The sequence below is a fragment of the Rhizobium jaguaris genome, assembly GCF_003627755.1.
GTDB classification, from domain to species: domain Bacteria; phylum Pseudomonadota; class Alphaproteobacteria; order Rhizobiales; family Rhizobiaceae; genus Rhizobium; species Rhizobium jaguaris.
Genome location: NZ_CP032694.1, coordinates 3,560,496 through 3,575,641, shown reverse-complemented (window position 1 = coordinate 3,575,641; position 15,146 = coordinate 3,560,496). Strand labels below are relative to the sequence as shown.

Here is a 15,146-nt window from a genome sequence, read left to right as displayed (position 1 = left end):
GGGGTTCGATGCCGCAAGAGCACCCCTTAAGCCCAACCCAGCAACTCCCGCCGCACCACCTTCTCCAGCACCCGCATGCCATCCTCGCTGTCGTTCAGACAGGGGATGTGCGCGAACTTTTCGCCGCCATTGTGGTGGAAGGATTCGGCCGCCTGTTCGGCGATTTCTTCGAGTGTTTCCAGGCAGTCCGAGACGAAGCCGGGATTGAGGACGGCGATGCGCTTGCTGCCTTCCTTGGCGAGGCGTTCCACTGTTTTATCGGTATAGGGCTGAAGCCATTCTTCCGGGCCGAAGCGGGACTGGAAGGTAATCATCAGCCTGTCTTCGGAAAGTCCGAGCTTCTCGCGCAGCAGTCGCGTGGTCTCGATGCATTGGCCGTAATAGGGATCGCCCTTTTCGGAATAGGAAAGCGGGATGCCGTGGAAGGACGCAAGGATCTTTTCCGGCTGCCAGTCGAGTGTGGCGAGATGCCGGGTGACGGAGTTGGCGAGCGCGTCGATATAGATGGGATCGGTATGGTAGTCGGGCACCGTGCGTAGCGCCGGCTGCCAGCGCATGGCCATCAGTTTCTCGAAAGCCTTGTCATTGACGGTAGCGGTGGTTGCGGCCGCATATTGTGGGTAGAGCGGAAACAGCAGGATGCGGTCGCAGCCCCGATCCTTCAGCGTCTGGATACGCTCTGCGATCGAGGGTTTCCCGTAGCGCATCGCCCAATCGACGATTACGTCAGGCAAATCTGTCAGCCGCTCGGCCATCAAGTCCGACTGGTTGCGGGTATAAGTCCGCAGGAAGCTTTCGTTCTTTTCCTTGTTCCAGATCGTCTCATAGGCCTTGCCGACCTTGGAGGGGCGGGTGTTGAGGACGATGCCGAACAGGATCGGGTACCACTTCCATGGAGACCATTCGATGACGCGCTTGTCGGTCAGGAATTCGCGCAGATAGCGTCGCATAGAGGTGTAGTCGGTGCCGTCGGGCGTGCCGAGATTGACGAGAAGGACGCCGATCTTGCCGGACTTTTGCTGTGACTGGCCGGTCGGGGCTTCTGCGGTCATCAGTTGTATTCCTCTCAACGAAATGGAAGCACCTCACATAGAAACAAAAGCCGGCCCGGAAAAGCCCGGACCGGCCGACTTTTTACGAGACAAATCGTCCTTACTTGGCCGGAATCTTCAATTCACGACCGATGGTAAGGTGGTGTGGCCTGAGATTGTGATTGGCAGCCAGAAGTTTGCGCCATCCATTGGCATCGCCGTAATAAGTCTTGGCGATATCCCAGAGCGTGTCGCCGGCGACGATGACATGGGTGGTCGGTGTTTTCGGCGGCTCGCTAGCCTGAGGGGCCGGTGCTGTGGTCTCCGGTGCCGTTGCTGTGGCAGCGGGAGCCGTTGTCGTCGGCGCGGTGGTCTCAGGCGTTGGCGCAGCAGGCGCGGGGGTGCTGGGCGTTGAAGCAGCGGGCGCTGTCGTGGCGGGCGCCGTCGTCGTGGCCGGAGTATTGGTCGCAGGGGCTGTTGTTGCCGGAGCGGTCGTCGCCGGAGGGGGGGCGGCCGGCGTCGTTGTCTGAGACGTTGACGTGTCGGGTGTCGTAGTGGTGCTGGGTGTCGAAGCGGCAGGTGCGGTCATAGAGGGGGCCGTCGCTGCCGGCGGGGTCGCGGCGGGCGCTGTCGTTTGAGATGTTGACGTGTTGGGTGTCGCGGTGGGAGTTGAAGCAGCGGGAGCCGTTGTGGAGGGTGTTGCGCTGGTATCGGCCGCGGCCGGGGCGGGTTTCTGATCCGATGGTGCCGCCTGTTGCGTTTCCGCGGGTTTCGCCGCCTCCGGTTGGGCGGTCGCTGCGGTTGCGGCAACCTGGGTCACGCGGCCGTCGGTGTAAGGCTTGTAGGGATTATGCGCCGCCAGATAGTCGGCGACGACTGCTTCCAAGTCGGGGCCGAAATCATAGGCATTTTTGCCGTTTTGCGCGAAGACGACATAGCCGTCGCCGCCGGCGCGCATATAATTGTTGCTGACGACGCCGTAGGTCTTGTTCGGATCGAGAGGCACGAACTCCGTGCCCTCTTGCACCAAGACGGAGACGACGCGGCTGCCGGGCGGCTTTGACTTGTCAAAAGTATATTTCAGACCGGCGACCTGCGGGAAACGGCCGGCGCCGTCCTCGATCTGGCTGAGGCCGTTTTCCAGCGCCGCCTTTATGTCGGCGCCGGTCAACTGGAAGGTGGCGAGCGTGTTCTGGAACGGCAGCACGGTCAGCACGTCACCCATGGTGACGTTGCCGCCGCCGATGGAGGCACGCAGGCCGCCGCCGTTCTGGATGGCGATGCTGATGCCCTGGTTTTTCGTGCGATCGAGCATGGCGTCGGCCACGAGATTGCCCATTGGGCATTCGGCTGCGCGGCAGACGTCGTGCGATCCATCGATCGGGTCGGTGGAGGCGCCGATGACTTTCTGGCGCAGCTCTTCGATCGGCTTGGCCATTTCCTGGATACGGGCTGATATCGCGGGGTCTGGCTTGATCGAGGAATCGAGCAGGATCGGATCGCCCTTGGCCTCCTTGACGACGCCGTTGTCATCGAAGGTGATGACGATATCGCCGAGATATTTGCTGTAGGAGGCAGCCTGGACGACCGGGACCTTATAGCCGGCCGGATTGTCGACCATGGTCGGATAGGGGCCGGCGGCCTTCGGATCGGTGTTCGACAGCAGCGTATGCGAATGGCCGCCAACGACGACATCGACGCCGGCGATCCTGCCGATCTTCTCGACATCGCGCGGATAGCCGACGTGGGTCAGCGCGATGATCTTGTTGACGCCCTGCGACTTCAGCGCGTCCACCTCGGCGCTAATGGCGGCGGCATCGTCGGTGATCTTGACGTGGGGGCCGGGCGAGGCGAGTTCGGGCGTCTCGGTCGTGACTGCGCCGACGATGCCGATCTTCTGGCCGCCGATGTCTAGCACGATGGATTTCTTGATGCGGTCGCCGAGCTTCGACTGGTCGTCGATCACCATATTCGCTGTCACGACCGGGAACTGTGCCTTGTCGAGGAAGGCGGCAAGCGGGCCTTCGCCGTCATCGAACTCATGATTACCGACGGTCATGGCGTCGATCTTCATATCGTTGAGGAATTCGACCTCGGCCGCCCCCTTGTACGTCGTGTAGAACAGCGAGCCCTGGAAATTATCGCCGGCATCGAGCACCAGCACATTCTGGCCGGCGAGCGCGGCGCGCCTCTGGTCGATGGCCGTCTTCAGCCGTGCAGCGCCGCCAAAGCATTCGTTCTTGGCCTCCTCGGCAGCGGAGCAGGTGGCATCGAACTTGTTGATCGACTCTATGCGCGAATGGAGATCGTTGAAGTGCAGAATGTTTAGCTGGTAATCCGCGAAAGCGGCGCTGGCGCTGAGCGCCAACGCGGCGGCGGCTAAAAGACCCACTCCTAAGGGCTTCGTCATCTCTTTCTCCTGTTGCTCACCAAATCCGGTCCGCCCATGCGCCTAGGCGGTTCCCGGCATGAATGTTTCCATCACGGCGGGAAGAGCGCAAGCGAAAGCTGTTGGGTTTATTAGGATTTTGCAAATCCGTGGGAAAGAAGTCGCAGCGTCAAATGCAGGCCTCGTTGGAGGCATCGCGTTAAGATTCTCGGGCGGCGTCAATCAAGCGCGCGATGCCTGTCGTTCGGTCGCTATTGGTGGGGAAAACCACCGCCGGAAGGCCAAGCGGCAATGTGGGGACACAGACGAATAGGCGCCATTATGCAGATGGCGCTTATCCGTCCATGCCGCCTGTTTCAGCTTATCGGCGATTGAGGGAAAACTGCTTCCCGGCATCGGAGGTGCAATTGAGCTGGTAGGCGCTGATCAGGGCGCAGTTGATCTTGGACTGGGTCTTGCGCACCAGCGAGGTCATGTTGATTTCGATCAGGCCGGGAGAAACGTTGGTATAGGTGCCCGAAGCCAGAACCGAGTTGCTGTCGGTGGTGTGAGTGGTGAAGGTGCCGGCCTGGAAGGTCGAAATGAGGCCGTTCGCATCGCTCCAGTTACCTTCCACTCCCTGCGGCTGCGCGCTGGCTTGCATAGCAGGCGGGGCCCTTGATCCACCGAAATCGACGCAGGCAGAAAGCGCTGCCGCGGCGGCAATAAGAGCAAGGCTGGTTCTAATCTTCATAAATGTCTCCCGCGATTGAAGGCGGACTGATGTCGTGTAGTTGCGGGAAACATGGCGCGGCCATCTGTTGAAAGCAAGGCTCCACAATCCGTCACTTCGATTTATCCGACGAGCGTAACAAAAATGCCCGCACAGCCTGTGCGGGCATTTCGATCTTCGACTATTCGGATGATCCGCCGATCAGCGAACCAGGATGTTCTTGAACTGCCACGGATCCTTGGTGTTGATGTCTTCCGGGAAGAGGCCCGGCCGGCCATCAAGCGGCGTCCAATCGGTGTAGTGGCCTTCAACCGGACCGAGATAGGGCAACTGCACTTCGAGGCAGCGCTTGTAGTCGATCTCGTCGGCTTCGACGATGCCGGCGGTCGGATTTTCCAGAGCCCAGACCATGCCGGCGAGGACGGCGGACGTCACCTGAAGACCGGTTGCATTCTGGTATGGGGCGATGCGGCGTGTCTCTTCGAGCGACAGGCGCGAACCGTACCAATAAGCGTTCTTGTCGTGGCCATAGAGCAGCACGCCGAGTTCGTCGATGCCATCTTCCAGCTCATCTTCATCGAGAACGTGGTGAACCGGCTGCGGCGTGCCGCCGTTGCCGAACATTTCGTGCAGCGAGAGCACGGCATCGTTGGCCGGATGATAAGCGTAGTGGCAGGTCGGACGGAAGGTGACTTCGCCATCCTTATCGCGGACCGTGAAGAAGTCGGCAATCGAGATCGATTCGTTGTGCGTGACCAGGAAGCCATACTGGGGACCCGGTGTCGGGCACCAGGTGCGAACGCGGGTGTTGGCGCCCGGCTGTTCCAGGTAAATGGCGGCCTTGTTGCCCTTCTTGTGCGTCTTGGCGTTCTTCGGCATCCATTCTTCGTGGGTGCCCCAGCCGAGTTCGGCCGGCTGCAGTCCTTCGGAGATGAAGCCTTCGACCGACCAGGTATTCCAGAAGACGTTCAGCGGCTTCGGATGCTTGGTGCGCTGCGTGTCCCGCTCTGCAATGTGGATGCCCTTGACGCCGACCTTCTTCATCAGCTTGGCCCAGCCTTCGCGGTCATGCTGATCCGGCTCTTCGAATTTGAGGCCGATGTCGTTGGCGAGATTGACGAGCGCCTGCTTGACAAACCAGGACACCATGCCCGGGTTTGCGCCGCAGGTAGAAACCGCTGTCGCGCCGCCGGGGTTCTTCGCCTTTTCCTTGCGCACGGTCTCACGAAGCGCGTAGTTGGTGCGATCCGCATTCTTCATGTTCTTGTCGAAATAGAAGCCGAGCCAAGGTTCGACGACGGTATCGATATAGAGCACGTCGTGCTTGCGGCAGAACTTGATGAGGTCGAGCGACGACGTATCAACAGAAAGGTTGACGCAGAAGCCCTGACCGCCGCCTTCCGTCAGAAGCGGCATCAAGAGGTCTTTGTAGTTGTTCTTGGTGACGTATTCCTGGATATGACGGACACCGTGCCTTTCCAGGATCGCCAAGTGCTCGGCGTCCATTTGCGGGTCGATGACGACCATCCGGCTCTTGTCGAATTTGAAATGGCGCTCGATCAGGGGCAAGGTGCCGCGGCCGATGGAGCCAAAGCCGATCATCACGATCGGACCGGTAATTTCGGCATATACCGGATAGTTCTGTTCCGTCATTCTTGTCTCCTTCGAAAGGCAGGACGCCGTTCGGCCTATGAAATACAATCAATGTTAGCGCGAAAATGCGAGTTGAACGGCTCTAACCATAAATTGATGTCACAATAAAGAGCCGTTCCGGCTTATCGGCCAAATGTCAAGCCGGTGAAGCAACTTCCACAAGCGCTCGCAATTGCCTGGCGAGCTCTGCTTTCTGATGAACCAGACCTTTATAAGCCGCTTGCGATTCGTCCAATGCATCCAATTGTGCGGCGAAGCTTAACGCCAGTTCCGAAGCTTTGGCATGGTTGGCGATCGCGGCGATCGGATCAACGTAGATGCGGATCGTGAAGAGAATATCGCCAGATATGGGCAGTTTCCGTAGTGTTTGCCGCTCGATACGCGCGAAGCGTTGATTGAGGGTAAAGGCCTCGCCGACCTTTGGGCGGACAGGCGGAAACGGCAGGTGGAGATTGCCGCTGGTGCTGACGGACCAATTGAATCGTTCGACCGGCTGCGTCACCTGAAGATTGTCGAAGATGCGGTTGATGAGCACCGCATTGCGGGTGCCTTCGCCGAAACCGGGCACTTCGCCGTGGATCGCCTGTATAGGCCGCCCGAATTTCTCGGCAAGGGACCATGACGAGGGGAAGGCGACATGGCCCGCGACGAGGTGCCAGCCATCGGTCTTGCGCCGCATGATCACAAGATCGTCGGCGATCAGCGAGCCTGCTTTCAGAAGCGGAGGCAGGTTGGGGTCGGCAAGATCGACAGAGTGCCCCGCGGCAGAGACGATGTCGCCTTCGCGGCGGTGGAAGCCGGGATGTTGCTGGCAAAGATACGCAGCTAGGAGATCGAGACATTCCTGCTGGGCATCTTCGGAGCCGGTCTCCGAGAGGAAAATGGCGTCGCGATGGTCTCGCAGAAGCCGCTGTTTTTCATCGAGATAGCGGTCAAGATCGGCATCGGGCTCGATCCATCGCAGCGGGTCGAGCGGCATAAGACCGATCGTGAAGGGTTTTGCGGAGCCATCATAGGGCGTGTAGGTGGGTAGAGTCATGGTTGGAACCTACCGCATTAACGTGCCTTGATGGAATAGCATCCGCCAGTGCCCATCCGCTTCCAATCGCCAGATCGAGCTGCGCAGCGTTCTGACCGCTGGCTTGTCGGGAGATGCGCGGGTGGCCCGATATGTGACGAGAGCGATGCCGTCCGAAAGCAGACGAGCGTCGAAGTCCTCGAGTGCCCGCAAGGCGATATCCTCCGGATCTACCGGAAGCCGGGTCAGGACGTCCTCCAGGTCGAAGAGCCGGCCGGAGCTGCCGATCTCGCGGAAGTCAGCAGAGAGTAAATCCGCCAGCATCTGCCGGGAGCCGCGCACCGCCGGGTCAAAGAGCCGTTCTTCCAGATCTTTCAAGCGCGCCTGTAGATCGTCCATCGTTTTTTAGCTCTTCAACGCTTCCAAGCCCTCTGTCACGGTCGTCAGGGCTATCTCCGTGACGTCGTATGTTGCGATGCCGTGAACAGTAAAGGGATCGACCGCGACATAGGCTTCCAGTTCGGCGCGGTCTCCTCGGGCGAAGATGACGCCGCCGGTACGGGGCACCTTGCGGCCGGAAGCCAGGAACCAGCCCTTGGCATAGCCTTCCTTTACCCAGGCCATATGCGGTTGCATGTACTTATCGGCTTCGTCATTGCCTTTGAGATAGGTTAGCGAGAGGATGAACATCAATCAATTCCGTAGGAGTTGCGCGCGGATCAGTCCGCGCAGAGAGTTTCCGACATAAAGGCTGCCTTTTTCGAGATCGTCCAGCCCTATGCGGCCGACGCGCGCCTTGCGCTGGCAGATGAGTTCGGTGCGCAACACGCCGGCGAGCAGCCCTGAAGAAATGGGTGGGGTACGCAACATGCCGGAGCCATCGTCGAGGAAAATCGAGGTGATGGTGCCCTCGCAGACCTCGCCCTTTTCATTGAGCAAAAGCACCTCGTCAGCCTCTGCTAGCGAATATTCGGCGCGGGCGGCCTCATAGACGGACCGGCGAGTGGTTTTGACGCGCAGCAGCTTGTCGGCGGAATCGACGCGTGTCTCTGCAATGTGGACGCGCCAGACCGTATCGGTAACGAGAGGCGTGAAAGGCGCGGTGGTGATGTCCGTTCGTCCGGTGCGATCGAAAGTTAGGCGGACCCGCAACGACGCGTTCGCGCCAGCAACGATAGCATCCAGTTTCGTCAGCGCATCTTTCGGCGCGGGGAAACCCAGACGACGGGCGGAACGTTGCAATCGGGCAAGATGTAAGCGCAGACGCACAAAACCTGTTTGCGGTTCATAGCGCAACGTCTCGATCAGCGAAAAGTCGTCTAGCGCTTGATCCATCGGTCCCCCACGGCGAAGCGTGCCTTCAACAGGCATTCTTCATATTCCGCTTCCGCCGTCGAATCGAAAACAATGCCGCCGCCCACATTGAAGACGGCGCGGCCGTTATCGAACAGCGTGATGGTGCGGATCGCCACGGAAAAGCGCATGGCGCCGGATGGCGAAATCATGCCGATTGCTCCGCAATAGGCGTCGCGAGGGCCGTCTTCGAGCTCGTGCAGGATTTCCATCGCCCGCATTTTCGGTGCGCCGGTGATCGAGCCGCAGGGGAATAGGGCGGCGAAGATATCGCGGATGGTCATATTGGGGCGCAGCTTCGCCTGCACATGGCTGACCATCTGGTGCACCGTCGGATAGGTCTCGATCTCGAAAAGTTTCGGCACGTCGAGGGTGCCGACCTCGGTGATGCGTGAGATATCATTGCGCAAGAGGTCGACGATCATGCGGTTTTCGGCCTGCGTCTTTTCGTCGGCGAGCATGGCGCTGATGATTTCTGTGTCCTCGGCGGCGTCGGCGCCACGTTTGGCCGTGCCCTTCATCGGATGTGTCTCGATCCAGCCATCCTCATCCGTGCGGAAGAAGAGTTCGGGCGACCGCGATAGGATGATCGGGCCGCCGAGATCGACCAGCGCGCCGTACTTTACCGGTTGACGGTCGATCAGCGACCAGAAGGCAGCGCGGGCGTCGCCATTCCAACGGGCGGTGATGGGCATGGTAAGGTTTGCTTGATAGCAGTCGCCCTGGCGCAAGTGCCAATGCAGCCGGTCGAATCTCTCTTTATATACGGGGAAATCCCAAGCAGCCGTGGCGCCAGTCAGAAACGGTTCGTTTTCAAGGCGTTGAAGTGGCTGGGCGAGGGCATGACCATCGGCCGCGGGAGCATCGAAAACGCCGAAGCAGAGCAGCGGCGTCTCGCGGTTCTCTTCGGCGAAAGGCGCAAGTTTTTCCTCAAAGAGATGGCCGGCCTCATAGGCCAGATAGCCCGCCAGCCATTTTCCCTCGGCCTTCGCCTTCTGCATCCGCTCAAGGGCATCGAAAAATTCCGCGTGCGTTCGAGCAATGATGATCTCCGCCGGCTCGGCGAAGATCATTACCTGTCCAGTGCTGTCGTCCCGAAAGAGGACGTAGGGTTGGGCATCGGCCATGCGCGATTCTACATCAATGTGCATCAAGCGCTTTTATCAAGCGCCTCCAGCTCGTCGATGAGCCCTTCGATCATCGACAGTCCCTTGCTCCAGAACGACGGATCGGTCGCATCGAGGCCGAAGGGTTTCAGGAGTTCGGAATGATGCTTGGTGCCGCCGGCCTTCAGCATCTCGAAATATTTCGCCTGAAAGCCCTGCTCGGCATTCTGGTAGACGGCATAAAGCGAATTCACCAGGCAGTCGCCGAAAGCGTAAGCGTAGACGTAGAAGGGCGAATGGATGAAGTGGGGGATATAAGACCAGTAGGTCTCATAGCCCTCGGAGATCTTGATCGCCGGACCGAGGCTCTCCGATTGGACGGAGAGCCACAGCTCGCCGATATCGTCTGATGTCAGTTCGCCGTTCTTGCGCGCAGTGTGCACCTTGCGCTCGAATTCGTAGAAGGCGATCTGGCGGACGACCGTGTTGATCATGTCTTCGACCTTCTGGGCGAGCATCGCCTTGCGCTCGCGCTTGTCCGTGGTCTTGTCGAGCAGCGCGCGGAAGGTCAGCATTTCGCCGAAGACGGACGCGGTTTCAGCCAAGGTCAGCGGCGTCTGGCACATCAGCGCGCCCTGGCCGCCGGCAAGCACCTGATGCACGCCATGGCCGAGCTCATGCGCCAGCGTCATGACATCGCGCGGCTTGCCCATATAGTTGACGAGGACGTAAGGGTGGGCGGAAGGAACGGTCGGGTGCGCGAAGGCGCCCGGCGCCTTGCCGGGACGCACCGGCGCATCGATCCATTCCTCATCGAAGAACCGCTTGGCGATCGCGGCCATCTCAGGGGCGAAATTGCCGTAGGCGGAAAGAACGGTCTGTTTCGCCTCGGTCCAGGGGATCAGCGCGTTGGAGGTTTCGGGTAGCGGCGCGTTGCGGTCCCAGAAGTTCATCTGTTCCATGCCGAGCCACTTGGCCTTCATCTTGTAATAGCGGTGCGAGAGGCGCGGATAGGCATCGCGCACCGCCGCTGCCAATGCGTCGACGACGTCGCGCTCGACGCGGTTTGCCAGATGCCGGCTGTCGGCAATATCCTCGAAGCCGCGCCAGCGGTCGGCAATGTCTTTGTCTTTAGCGAGCGTATTGGTGATCAGGGTGAAGACGCGCAAATTGGCCTTGAAGGTCTCGGCCAAAGCCATTGCCGCCTTGCGGCGTACCTCCGGATCTTTTTCCTGCAGCATGTTCAAGGCGACTTCCAGCGGCAGCTTCTCGCCGTCGACGTCGAAGCGCAGTTCCGCCATGGTCTCGTCGAACAGGCGATTGAAGGCGGCGGCGCTGGTCATGGATTTTTCCAGGAACAGCTGCTCCAGCTTGTCGTCGAGCTGATAGGGCTTGTCTTTGCGCAGGTCGACGATCCAGGGACGGTAATGGCCAGCAGCCGGATCGTTCGCCATGCACGCATCCATCACGGCATCGTCGATACGGTTCAATTCAAGCGGGAAGAACAGCAGATGGGCCGAATAGTCCGTCAGCCGCGCCTGCACGTCGCCATAGAGCTTGCCATTAGCCGGATCGCTGGTGTTGGAAAAATAGGTCAGTCCGGCGAAGGAGCCGAGGCGGCCCATGATGTCGTCCAGCGCTTCATATTCCTTCAGCGCGGCGCCGATGCCGGCATCGGCGGTTTTTGTCGCGGCGTCGGCGAGCTTGCCCTTCCATTTTTCCTCGAAGGCGATTGCCGCCTTGCCAGCCTTTTCCATGTCGCTGACGAAGGCGGTGGATGTGGCGGAAGGATAGAGATCGCTGAGTTTCCAGGCGGGCAGGTCGCCGAGTTCGGCATTGGCCGCCGCCGCCGGGCCAGCGGAAAAATTAAGGGATGAATAGAGCGAGGTCGGGCTCATGGGCGGTAGTTCCTCTGCTTTTCTTTGCGGGACAGTCCGGTCCGTCCGTGTCTATTCCGCTGAAAAGGCGGCGGCAAGGGCGGATTTCCTTGGGGCCAAACAACCGGACTCTCACGCGATGTTACATTCGTCACGATGATTAAAATACGATGCTTTGGCAAAACTTCATGTTCAAGCCTTTCTGCGAATGTCCGCGTCAGGTTTCGCATGAAGTGAGGCACCAATGACCGTATTTAATAGCGCCAAGGGGGGCGCGCAGATTCTCGTTGTTGAGGATGATCCGATTCAACGGCGTCTGCTGAAAAACGCTATCGAGCGGCACGGACACGTTGCTCATATGGCAGAGAATGGCCGCTTCGGCCTTGAGATTCTGAAGCGCAATAGCGAGCAGATCAATGTGATCGTGCTTGATCTCATGATGCCGGAGATGAACGGCATCGAGTTTCTGGGCGCGTTGAGCGATATGGGTACCGATCTGCCCGTCATCGTGCAGACGGGGCAGGGCGGCATTGAGACCGTGGTGCAGGCCATGCGGGCTGGCGCTTTCGATTTCGTCGTCAAGCCGGTGTCGCCCGAACGGATAGCGGCTTCGATCGCCAATGCGTTGAAGCTCGATCAGCGCGAGGCAAGGGCGCGTGCCGGACGCAGGGTGCGTTCGAGTGCGATCAGTTTCGACGACATCGTCTCGGCAAGCCCGGCGATGATGCGGGTGGTCGACCTTGCCCAGAGAGCCGCACAATCGAACATCCCCGTGGTGCTGGAAGGCGAATCCGGTGTTGGCAAAGAGCTGGTGGCGCGTGCCATCCAGGCCGCCAGCGACCGCGCCGGCAAACCGTTCGTGACGGTGAATTGCGGTGCGATTCCGCACAATCTTGTCGAGAGTATTCTCTTCGGCCATGAGAAGGGTGCGTTCACCGGTGCTGCCGAGCGGCATGTCGGCAAGTTCATGGAAGCAGACGGTGGCACGCTGTTTCTCGACGAAGTCGGCGATCTGCCGCTGGAGGTGCAGGTCAAGCTCCTGCGCGCCGTACAGCAGGGCGAGATCGAGACAGTCGGCGCACGCGTCGCGCAGAAGGTCAACGTCCGGCTGATCTCGGCCACCAACAAGGATTTGATCGAGGAAGTGAAGTCCGGCCGGTTCCGTGAAGACCTTTATTATCGCCTCAACGTTTTCCCGATCACCATGCCGGCGCTACGCCGCCGCAAGGAGGATATCCCGTACCTTGCCCGCGCCTTCGCCGACCGATTTGCGCTCGAGCAGAAGCTCGGCCACTCGCTTTCGATCAGCCCTGGCGCACTGGCATTGCTGACGGCCTATGACTGGCCGGGCAATATCCGCCAGCTCGAAAACGCGATCTTCCGCGCGGTCGTGCTGTCCGAGGGGGCAGACCTGATTGAAGCCGATTTCCCGCAGATTGCGGCACAGCTGCCAGGTTATTTCACCGCTGAGCATCCGACTTTAGTTGTGGATAATTCTCAGACTTTCAGCACCGACGCGGATGCAGCCGAGAGATTTGAGCACGGTATGCGTGTCATTTCCTCGGATGTGATTACAATCTCTCCGCTTTCGATCGTCGAAACACAATCTGGACATATTTCTGACAATGTCATCGCCAGCACCGACCCGTCCGGCGACGTCAGAAAGCTCGCAGATGTTGAAGAAGAGCTCATTCGATTCGCTCTCAAATTCTATCGAGGACAAATGAGTCAAGTGGCGAGAAAGCTCGGGATTGGCCGTTCGACCCTCTATCGCAAGTTGAAAGACTATGGGATAGACCCGGATGACCCGCAGAAACATGCAGCCTGAAAGTATTTTAACGTTTAGGCAAGCATATTTTGTTACCCGTCGTAAAGCACTTGTTAGTGCATCGTTCACCATGTATGAAGGTGGCGACTATGTGTGGCATTTTTGCCATCGTGTCACCGCAATTGACAGCCATTTGGAACACGATGCGACATTGTCTGTCGGACGGGGATCGAATTGCCGAATCTGAGTGGGAATACCAAGCCTAATAGCTTGAGCAGGCTTTTTGCGTGCTCAGAGATATTTCGTAAGGTGGCCAAGGTCGTAGCCGTTGGTCTGCTTGCGATGGCTGTTTCCACTCCGGTTTTCATTGGCACCCCATCCCAGGCAGGCGGCGAAACTCGAAGCCTCAAGATCTACTATGTCCATACAGGCGAAAAGGCCGTCATCACCTACAAGCGCAATGGAAAGTTCGATCCGGACGGTCTGGAGAAACTGAACCGCATCCTGCGCGACTGGCGTAAAAACCAGCCCACCAAGATGAACCCGCGCTTGTTCGACCTGATTTGGGAAGTCTACCGCGAAAGCGGCTCGCATGAATTCATCTATGTCGTCTGCGGCTTCCGGTCACCGGGTACCAACGAGATGCTGCGCACACGTTCGGCCCATACAGGTGTCGCGAAGAAGAGCCAACATATGCTTGGCAACGCGATGGATTTCTATCTTCCCGACGTCAGGCTCACGAAGTTGCGCGAGATCGGCATGAAGTTGCAGGTCGGCGGTGTCGGCTATTATCCGACGTCCGGCTCGCCCTTCGTCCACATGGACGTTGGCGGCGTGCGCGCATGGCCGCGCATGGATCGCCAGGATCTCGTCCGCCTCTTCCCCGATGGCAAGACCATGCATATTCCGGCCGACGGACGGCCGTTGCCGGGATATCAGGAAGCGGTTGCCGACTATAAGCGCCGCATGGCGTCCGACGATATCCAGATCGCCAGCGCTTCGCATTCGCGTCGCGGCTTCTTCGCCAGGCTGTTTGGCGGCGGTGGCGCGGATGAGGAAGAGGACAATGCGGATGAAGGTGCACCGGCAACGGCAGCGCCGACCACGATGGTTGCGAGCAACAAGGCTGGGCAGGCTCCAGCAACTGCGGACGAGGGCGACGACAGCCAGCCGCCGACACAGACGCAGGTTGCCAGCATAAACGCGCCTGTTCCGCAGGTTCGTCCGGCCTTCGGCAATCAACCGGCAGGAAGCGACGTTGCTTCGGCTCTGATGTCGTCACCGCAGAATGCCGCTCAAGATGCGATGGCCGCAGCCATGCCGAATGGCCAGCAGGACCAACAGCAATTTGCCGATCTTCGCGCCTATCACGTTCCTGTGCCTGCATTGCTTGAGCGCCGTTCGCCCGGGGATGCCGAGTTGGCCTCCGCCGAGTCCGACGCGAACGATCAGACCGCCGACGTGCCGGTTCCAGCCGAACGTCCGGAAGTCGCCGAGAGCCTGCTTGCCTCTGCCGACGCCGATCCGGATGCGGTCGATGATGCGGCCGACGAGGGCACGCTGTCGCCCTCGATCGTTGCTGCCCTCGAACAGCATCGCGTCGATCAGACGGGTACGAATGTCGGCGTTCCCGTGGCTGTAGTTGCTGCCAACAACGCCGCGTCCAAGGATGAGGCGCCGCCGAAGAATACCGCGGATGCCGCGCCGCCGGCCAAGGACAATGCCGTTGCCGACAATGACGCCGTGCGGGCGATCGCTGCGGTCTCGCCGCAGAAGAGGCCGCAGATGCCGATGCAGGTGGCAGCACTTGCGCCGACCGCCAGCGAGATGAAGGCCGGCGGTAGCCGCTTCAGGGACAATTTCGAGATGGCGGTGCCGCAGGAACGTCCGATCGCTGCTGGTATTGCGACCAAGGGCGGCCGTCCGAACAAGCAGGATGCTGCAGTAGCTGATGCCGGCCGCGCGACGGTGACTACCGAGCCGAAGCTGACCGAAAAGATGATCTCGCAGTGGGCGATCACCAATGCCCGCGTCGAGATCGTCAACCGCCCGGTCAAGGCTCCGCGCTTTGTGAGCCCGACGCTGCGCGCCCAGCCGACCGCCGTCTACACCGATGGCTTCAAGGTTCAGACAGCGTCGATCGACCCGGAACGCTTCAGCGGTTCGGCCGTGAACTTCCTGCAGGTGAAGAAGTTCAATTCCGTCGAATAACCGCTGCCATCAATTCCAAAAGAAAAAC

Annotated in this window: 11 protein-coding genes and 2 pseudogenes; 3 read left to right on the top strand and 10 right to left on the bottom strand. The window is 59.7% G+C overall.

The genetic code is table 11. From position 1 onward, the window contains the following. Window positions 1-26: 26 nt before the first annotated feature. The 10 genes from hemH to CCGE525_RS17415 all read right to left on the bottom strand — a co-directional run bounded on the left by hemH (window position 27) and on the right by CCGE525_RS17415 (window position 11,160). The gene (gene hemH, locus CCGE525_RS17460; RefSeq protein WP_120705375.1) at window positions 27-1,052 is read right to left on the bottom strand and encodes a ferrochelatase; all 1,026 of its coding nucleotides are present in this window, start codon (window positions 1,050-1,052) and stop codon (window positions 27-29) included. A 100-nt stretch (window positions 1,053-1,152) separates the two neighbouring features. Continuing rightward, the gene (locus tag CCGE525_RS17455) at window positions 1,153-3,441 is read right to left on the bottom strand and encodes a 5'-nucleotidase C-terminal domain-containing protein (RefSeq protein ID WP_120705374.1); all 2,289 of its coding nucleotides are present in this window, start codon (window positions 3,439-3,441) and stop codon (window positions 1,153-1,155) included. A 340-nt stretch (window positions 3,442-3,781) separates the two neighbouring features. Continuing rightward, a complete protein-coding gene (omp10, locus tag CCGE525_RS17450; protein WP_120705373.1) occupies window positions 3,782-4,153 on the bottom strand; it encodes an outer membrane lipoprotein Omp10 in 372 nt (123 codons plus the stop codon). Window positions 4,154-4,333: 180 nt separating this feature from the next. Next, window positions 4,334-5,785, bottom strand: coding sequence for a homospermidine synthase (locus CCGE525_RS17445; protein WP_120705372.1), 1,452 nt, complete (start codon window positions 5,783-5,785; stop codon window positions 4,334-4,336). A gap of 136 nt (window positions 5,786-5,921) precedes the next feature. Further along, complete coding sequence (locus CCGE525_RS17440) at window positions 5,922-6,824, bottom strand: heme-dependent oxidative N-demethylase family protein (protein ID WP_120705371.1); 903 nt, start codon at window positions 6,822-6,824, stop codon at window positions 5,922-5,924. A gap of 9 nt (window positions 6,825-6,833) precedes the next feature. Beyond that, the gene (locus CCGE525_RS17435; RefSeq protein WP_120705370.1) at window positions 6,834-7,202 is read right to left on the bottom strand and encodes a nuclear transport factor 2 family protein; all 369 of its coding nucleotides are present in this window, start codon (window positions 7,200-7,202) and stop codon (window positions 6,834-6,836) included. A 6-nt stretch (window positions 7,203-7,208) separates the two neighbouring features. Then, window positions 7,209-7,493: a YciI family protein gene (locus CCGE525_RS17430; protein ID WP_120705369.1), complete on the bottom strand. Its 285-nt coding sequence runs from the start codon at window positions 7,491-7,493 to the stop codon at window positions 7,209-7,211. A gap of 3 nt (window positions 7,494-7,496) precedes the next feature. Then, complete coding sequence (locus CCGE525_RS17425; protein ID WP_120705368.1) at window positions 7,497-8,138, bottom strand: aminotransferase class IV family protein; 642 nt, start codon at window positions 8,136-8,138, stop codon at window positions 7,497-7,499. After that, on the bottom strand, window positions 8,123-9,283 hold the full coding sequence (locus tag CCGE525_RS17420; protein ID WP_120706471.1) for an aminodeoxychorismate synthase component I: 1,161 nt from the start codon (window positions 9,281-9,283) through the stop codon (window positions 8,123-8,125). The genes CCGE525_RS17425 and CCGE525_RS17420 overlap by 16 nt, the downstream gene beginning before the upstream one ends. Before the next feature lie 23 nt (window positions 9,284-9,306). Next, window positions 9,307-11,160, bottom strand: coding sequence for a M3 family oligoendopeptidase (locus CCGE525_RS17415; RefSeq protein ID WP_120705367.1), 1,854 nt, complete (start codon window positions 11,158-11,160; stop codon window positions 9,307-9,309). A 223-nt stretch (window positions 11,161-11,383) separates the two neighbouring features. On the opposite strand from CCGE525_RS17415, the pseudogene CCGE525_RS17410 reads away from it, so the two are divergent. The 3 genes and pseudogenes from CCGE525_RS17410 to CCGE525_RS17405 form a co-directional block, all read left to right on the top strand. Next, window positions 11,384-12,634, top strand: a pseudogene (locus CCGE525_RS17410) (sigma-54-dependent transcriptional regulator); the annotation flags it as partial. Window positions 12,635-12,757: 123 nt separating this feature from the next. Next, window positions 12,758-12,967: pseudogene (locus CCGE525_RS39845) on the top strand (helix-turn-helix domain-containing protein); the annotation flags it as partial. Between the two features lie 174 nt (window positions 12,968-13,141). After that, window positions 13,142-15,118, top strand: a complete 1,977-nt coding sequence (locus CCGE525_RS17405) for a peptidoglycan L,D-endopeptidase MepK (RefSeq protein ID WP_120705365.1) — start codon at window positions 13,142-13,144, stop codon at window positions 15,116-15,118. The last annotated feature ends 28 nt before the right edge of the window (window positions 15,119-15,146 follow it).

Excerpts from the sequence above, each read along its gene's own strand:
- CCGE525_RS17445 (WP_120705372.1), bottom strand. The coding sequence starts at position 5,785 with ATGACGGAACAGAACTATCCGGTATATGCCGAAATTACCGGTCCGATC.
- hemH (WP_120705375.1), bottom strand. The coding sequence starts at position 1,052 with ATGACCGCAGAAGCCCCGACCGGCCAGTCACAGCAAAAGTCCGGCAAG.
- CCGE525_RS17455 (WP_120705374.1), bottom strand. The coding sequence starts at position 3,441 with ATGACGAAGCCCTTAGGAGTGGGTCTTTTAGCCGCCGCCGCGTTGGCG.
- CCGE525_RS17425 (WP_120705368.1), bottom strand. The coding sequence starts at position 8,138 with ATGGATCAAGCGCTAGACGACTTTTCGCTGATCGAGACGTTGCGCTAT.
- CCGE525_RS17415 (WP_120705367.1), bottom strand. The coding sequence starts at position 11,160 with ATGAGCCCGACCTCGCTCTATTCATCCCTTAATTTTTCCGCTGGCCCG.
- CCGE525_RS17440 (WP_120705371.1), bottom strand. The coding sequence starts at position 6,824 with ATGACTCTACCCACCTACACGCCCTATGATGGCTCCGCAAAACCCTTC.
- omp10 (WP_120705373.1), bottom strand. The coding sequence starts at position 4,153 with ATGAAGATTAGAACCAGCCTTGCTCTTATTGCCGCCGCGGCAGCGCTT.
- CCGE525_RS17420 (WP_120706471.1), bottom strand. The coding sequence starts at position 9,283 with ATGGCCGATGCCCAACCCTACGTCCTCTTTCGGGACGACAGCACTGGA.
- CCGE525_RS17430 (WP_120705369.1), bottom strand. The coding sequence starts at position 7,493 with ATGTTCATCCTCTCGCTAACCTATCTCAAAGGCAATGACGAAGCCGAT.
- CCGE525_RS17435 (WP_120705370.1), bottom strand. The coding sequence starts at position 7,202 with ATGGACGATCTACAGGCGCGCTTGAAAGATCTGGAAGAACGGCTCTTT.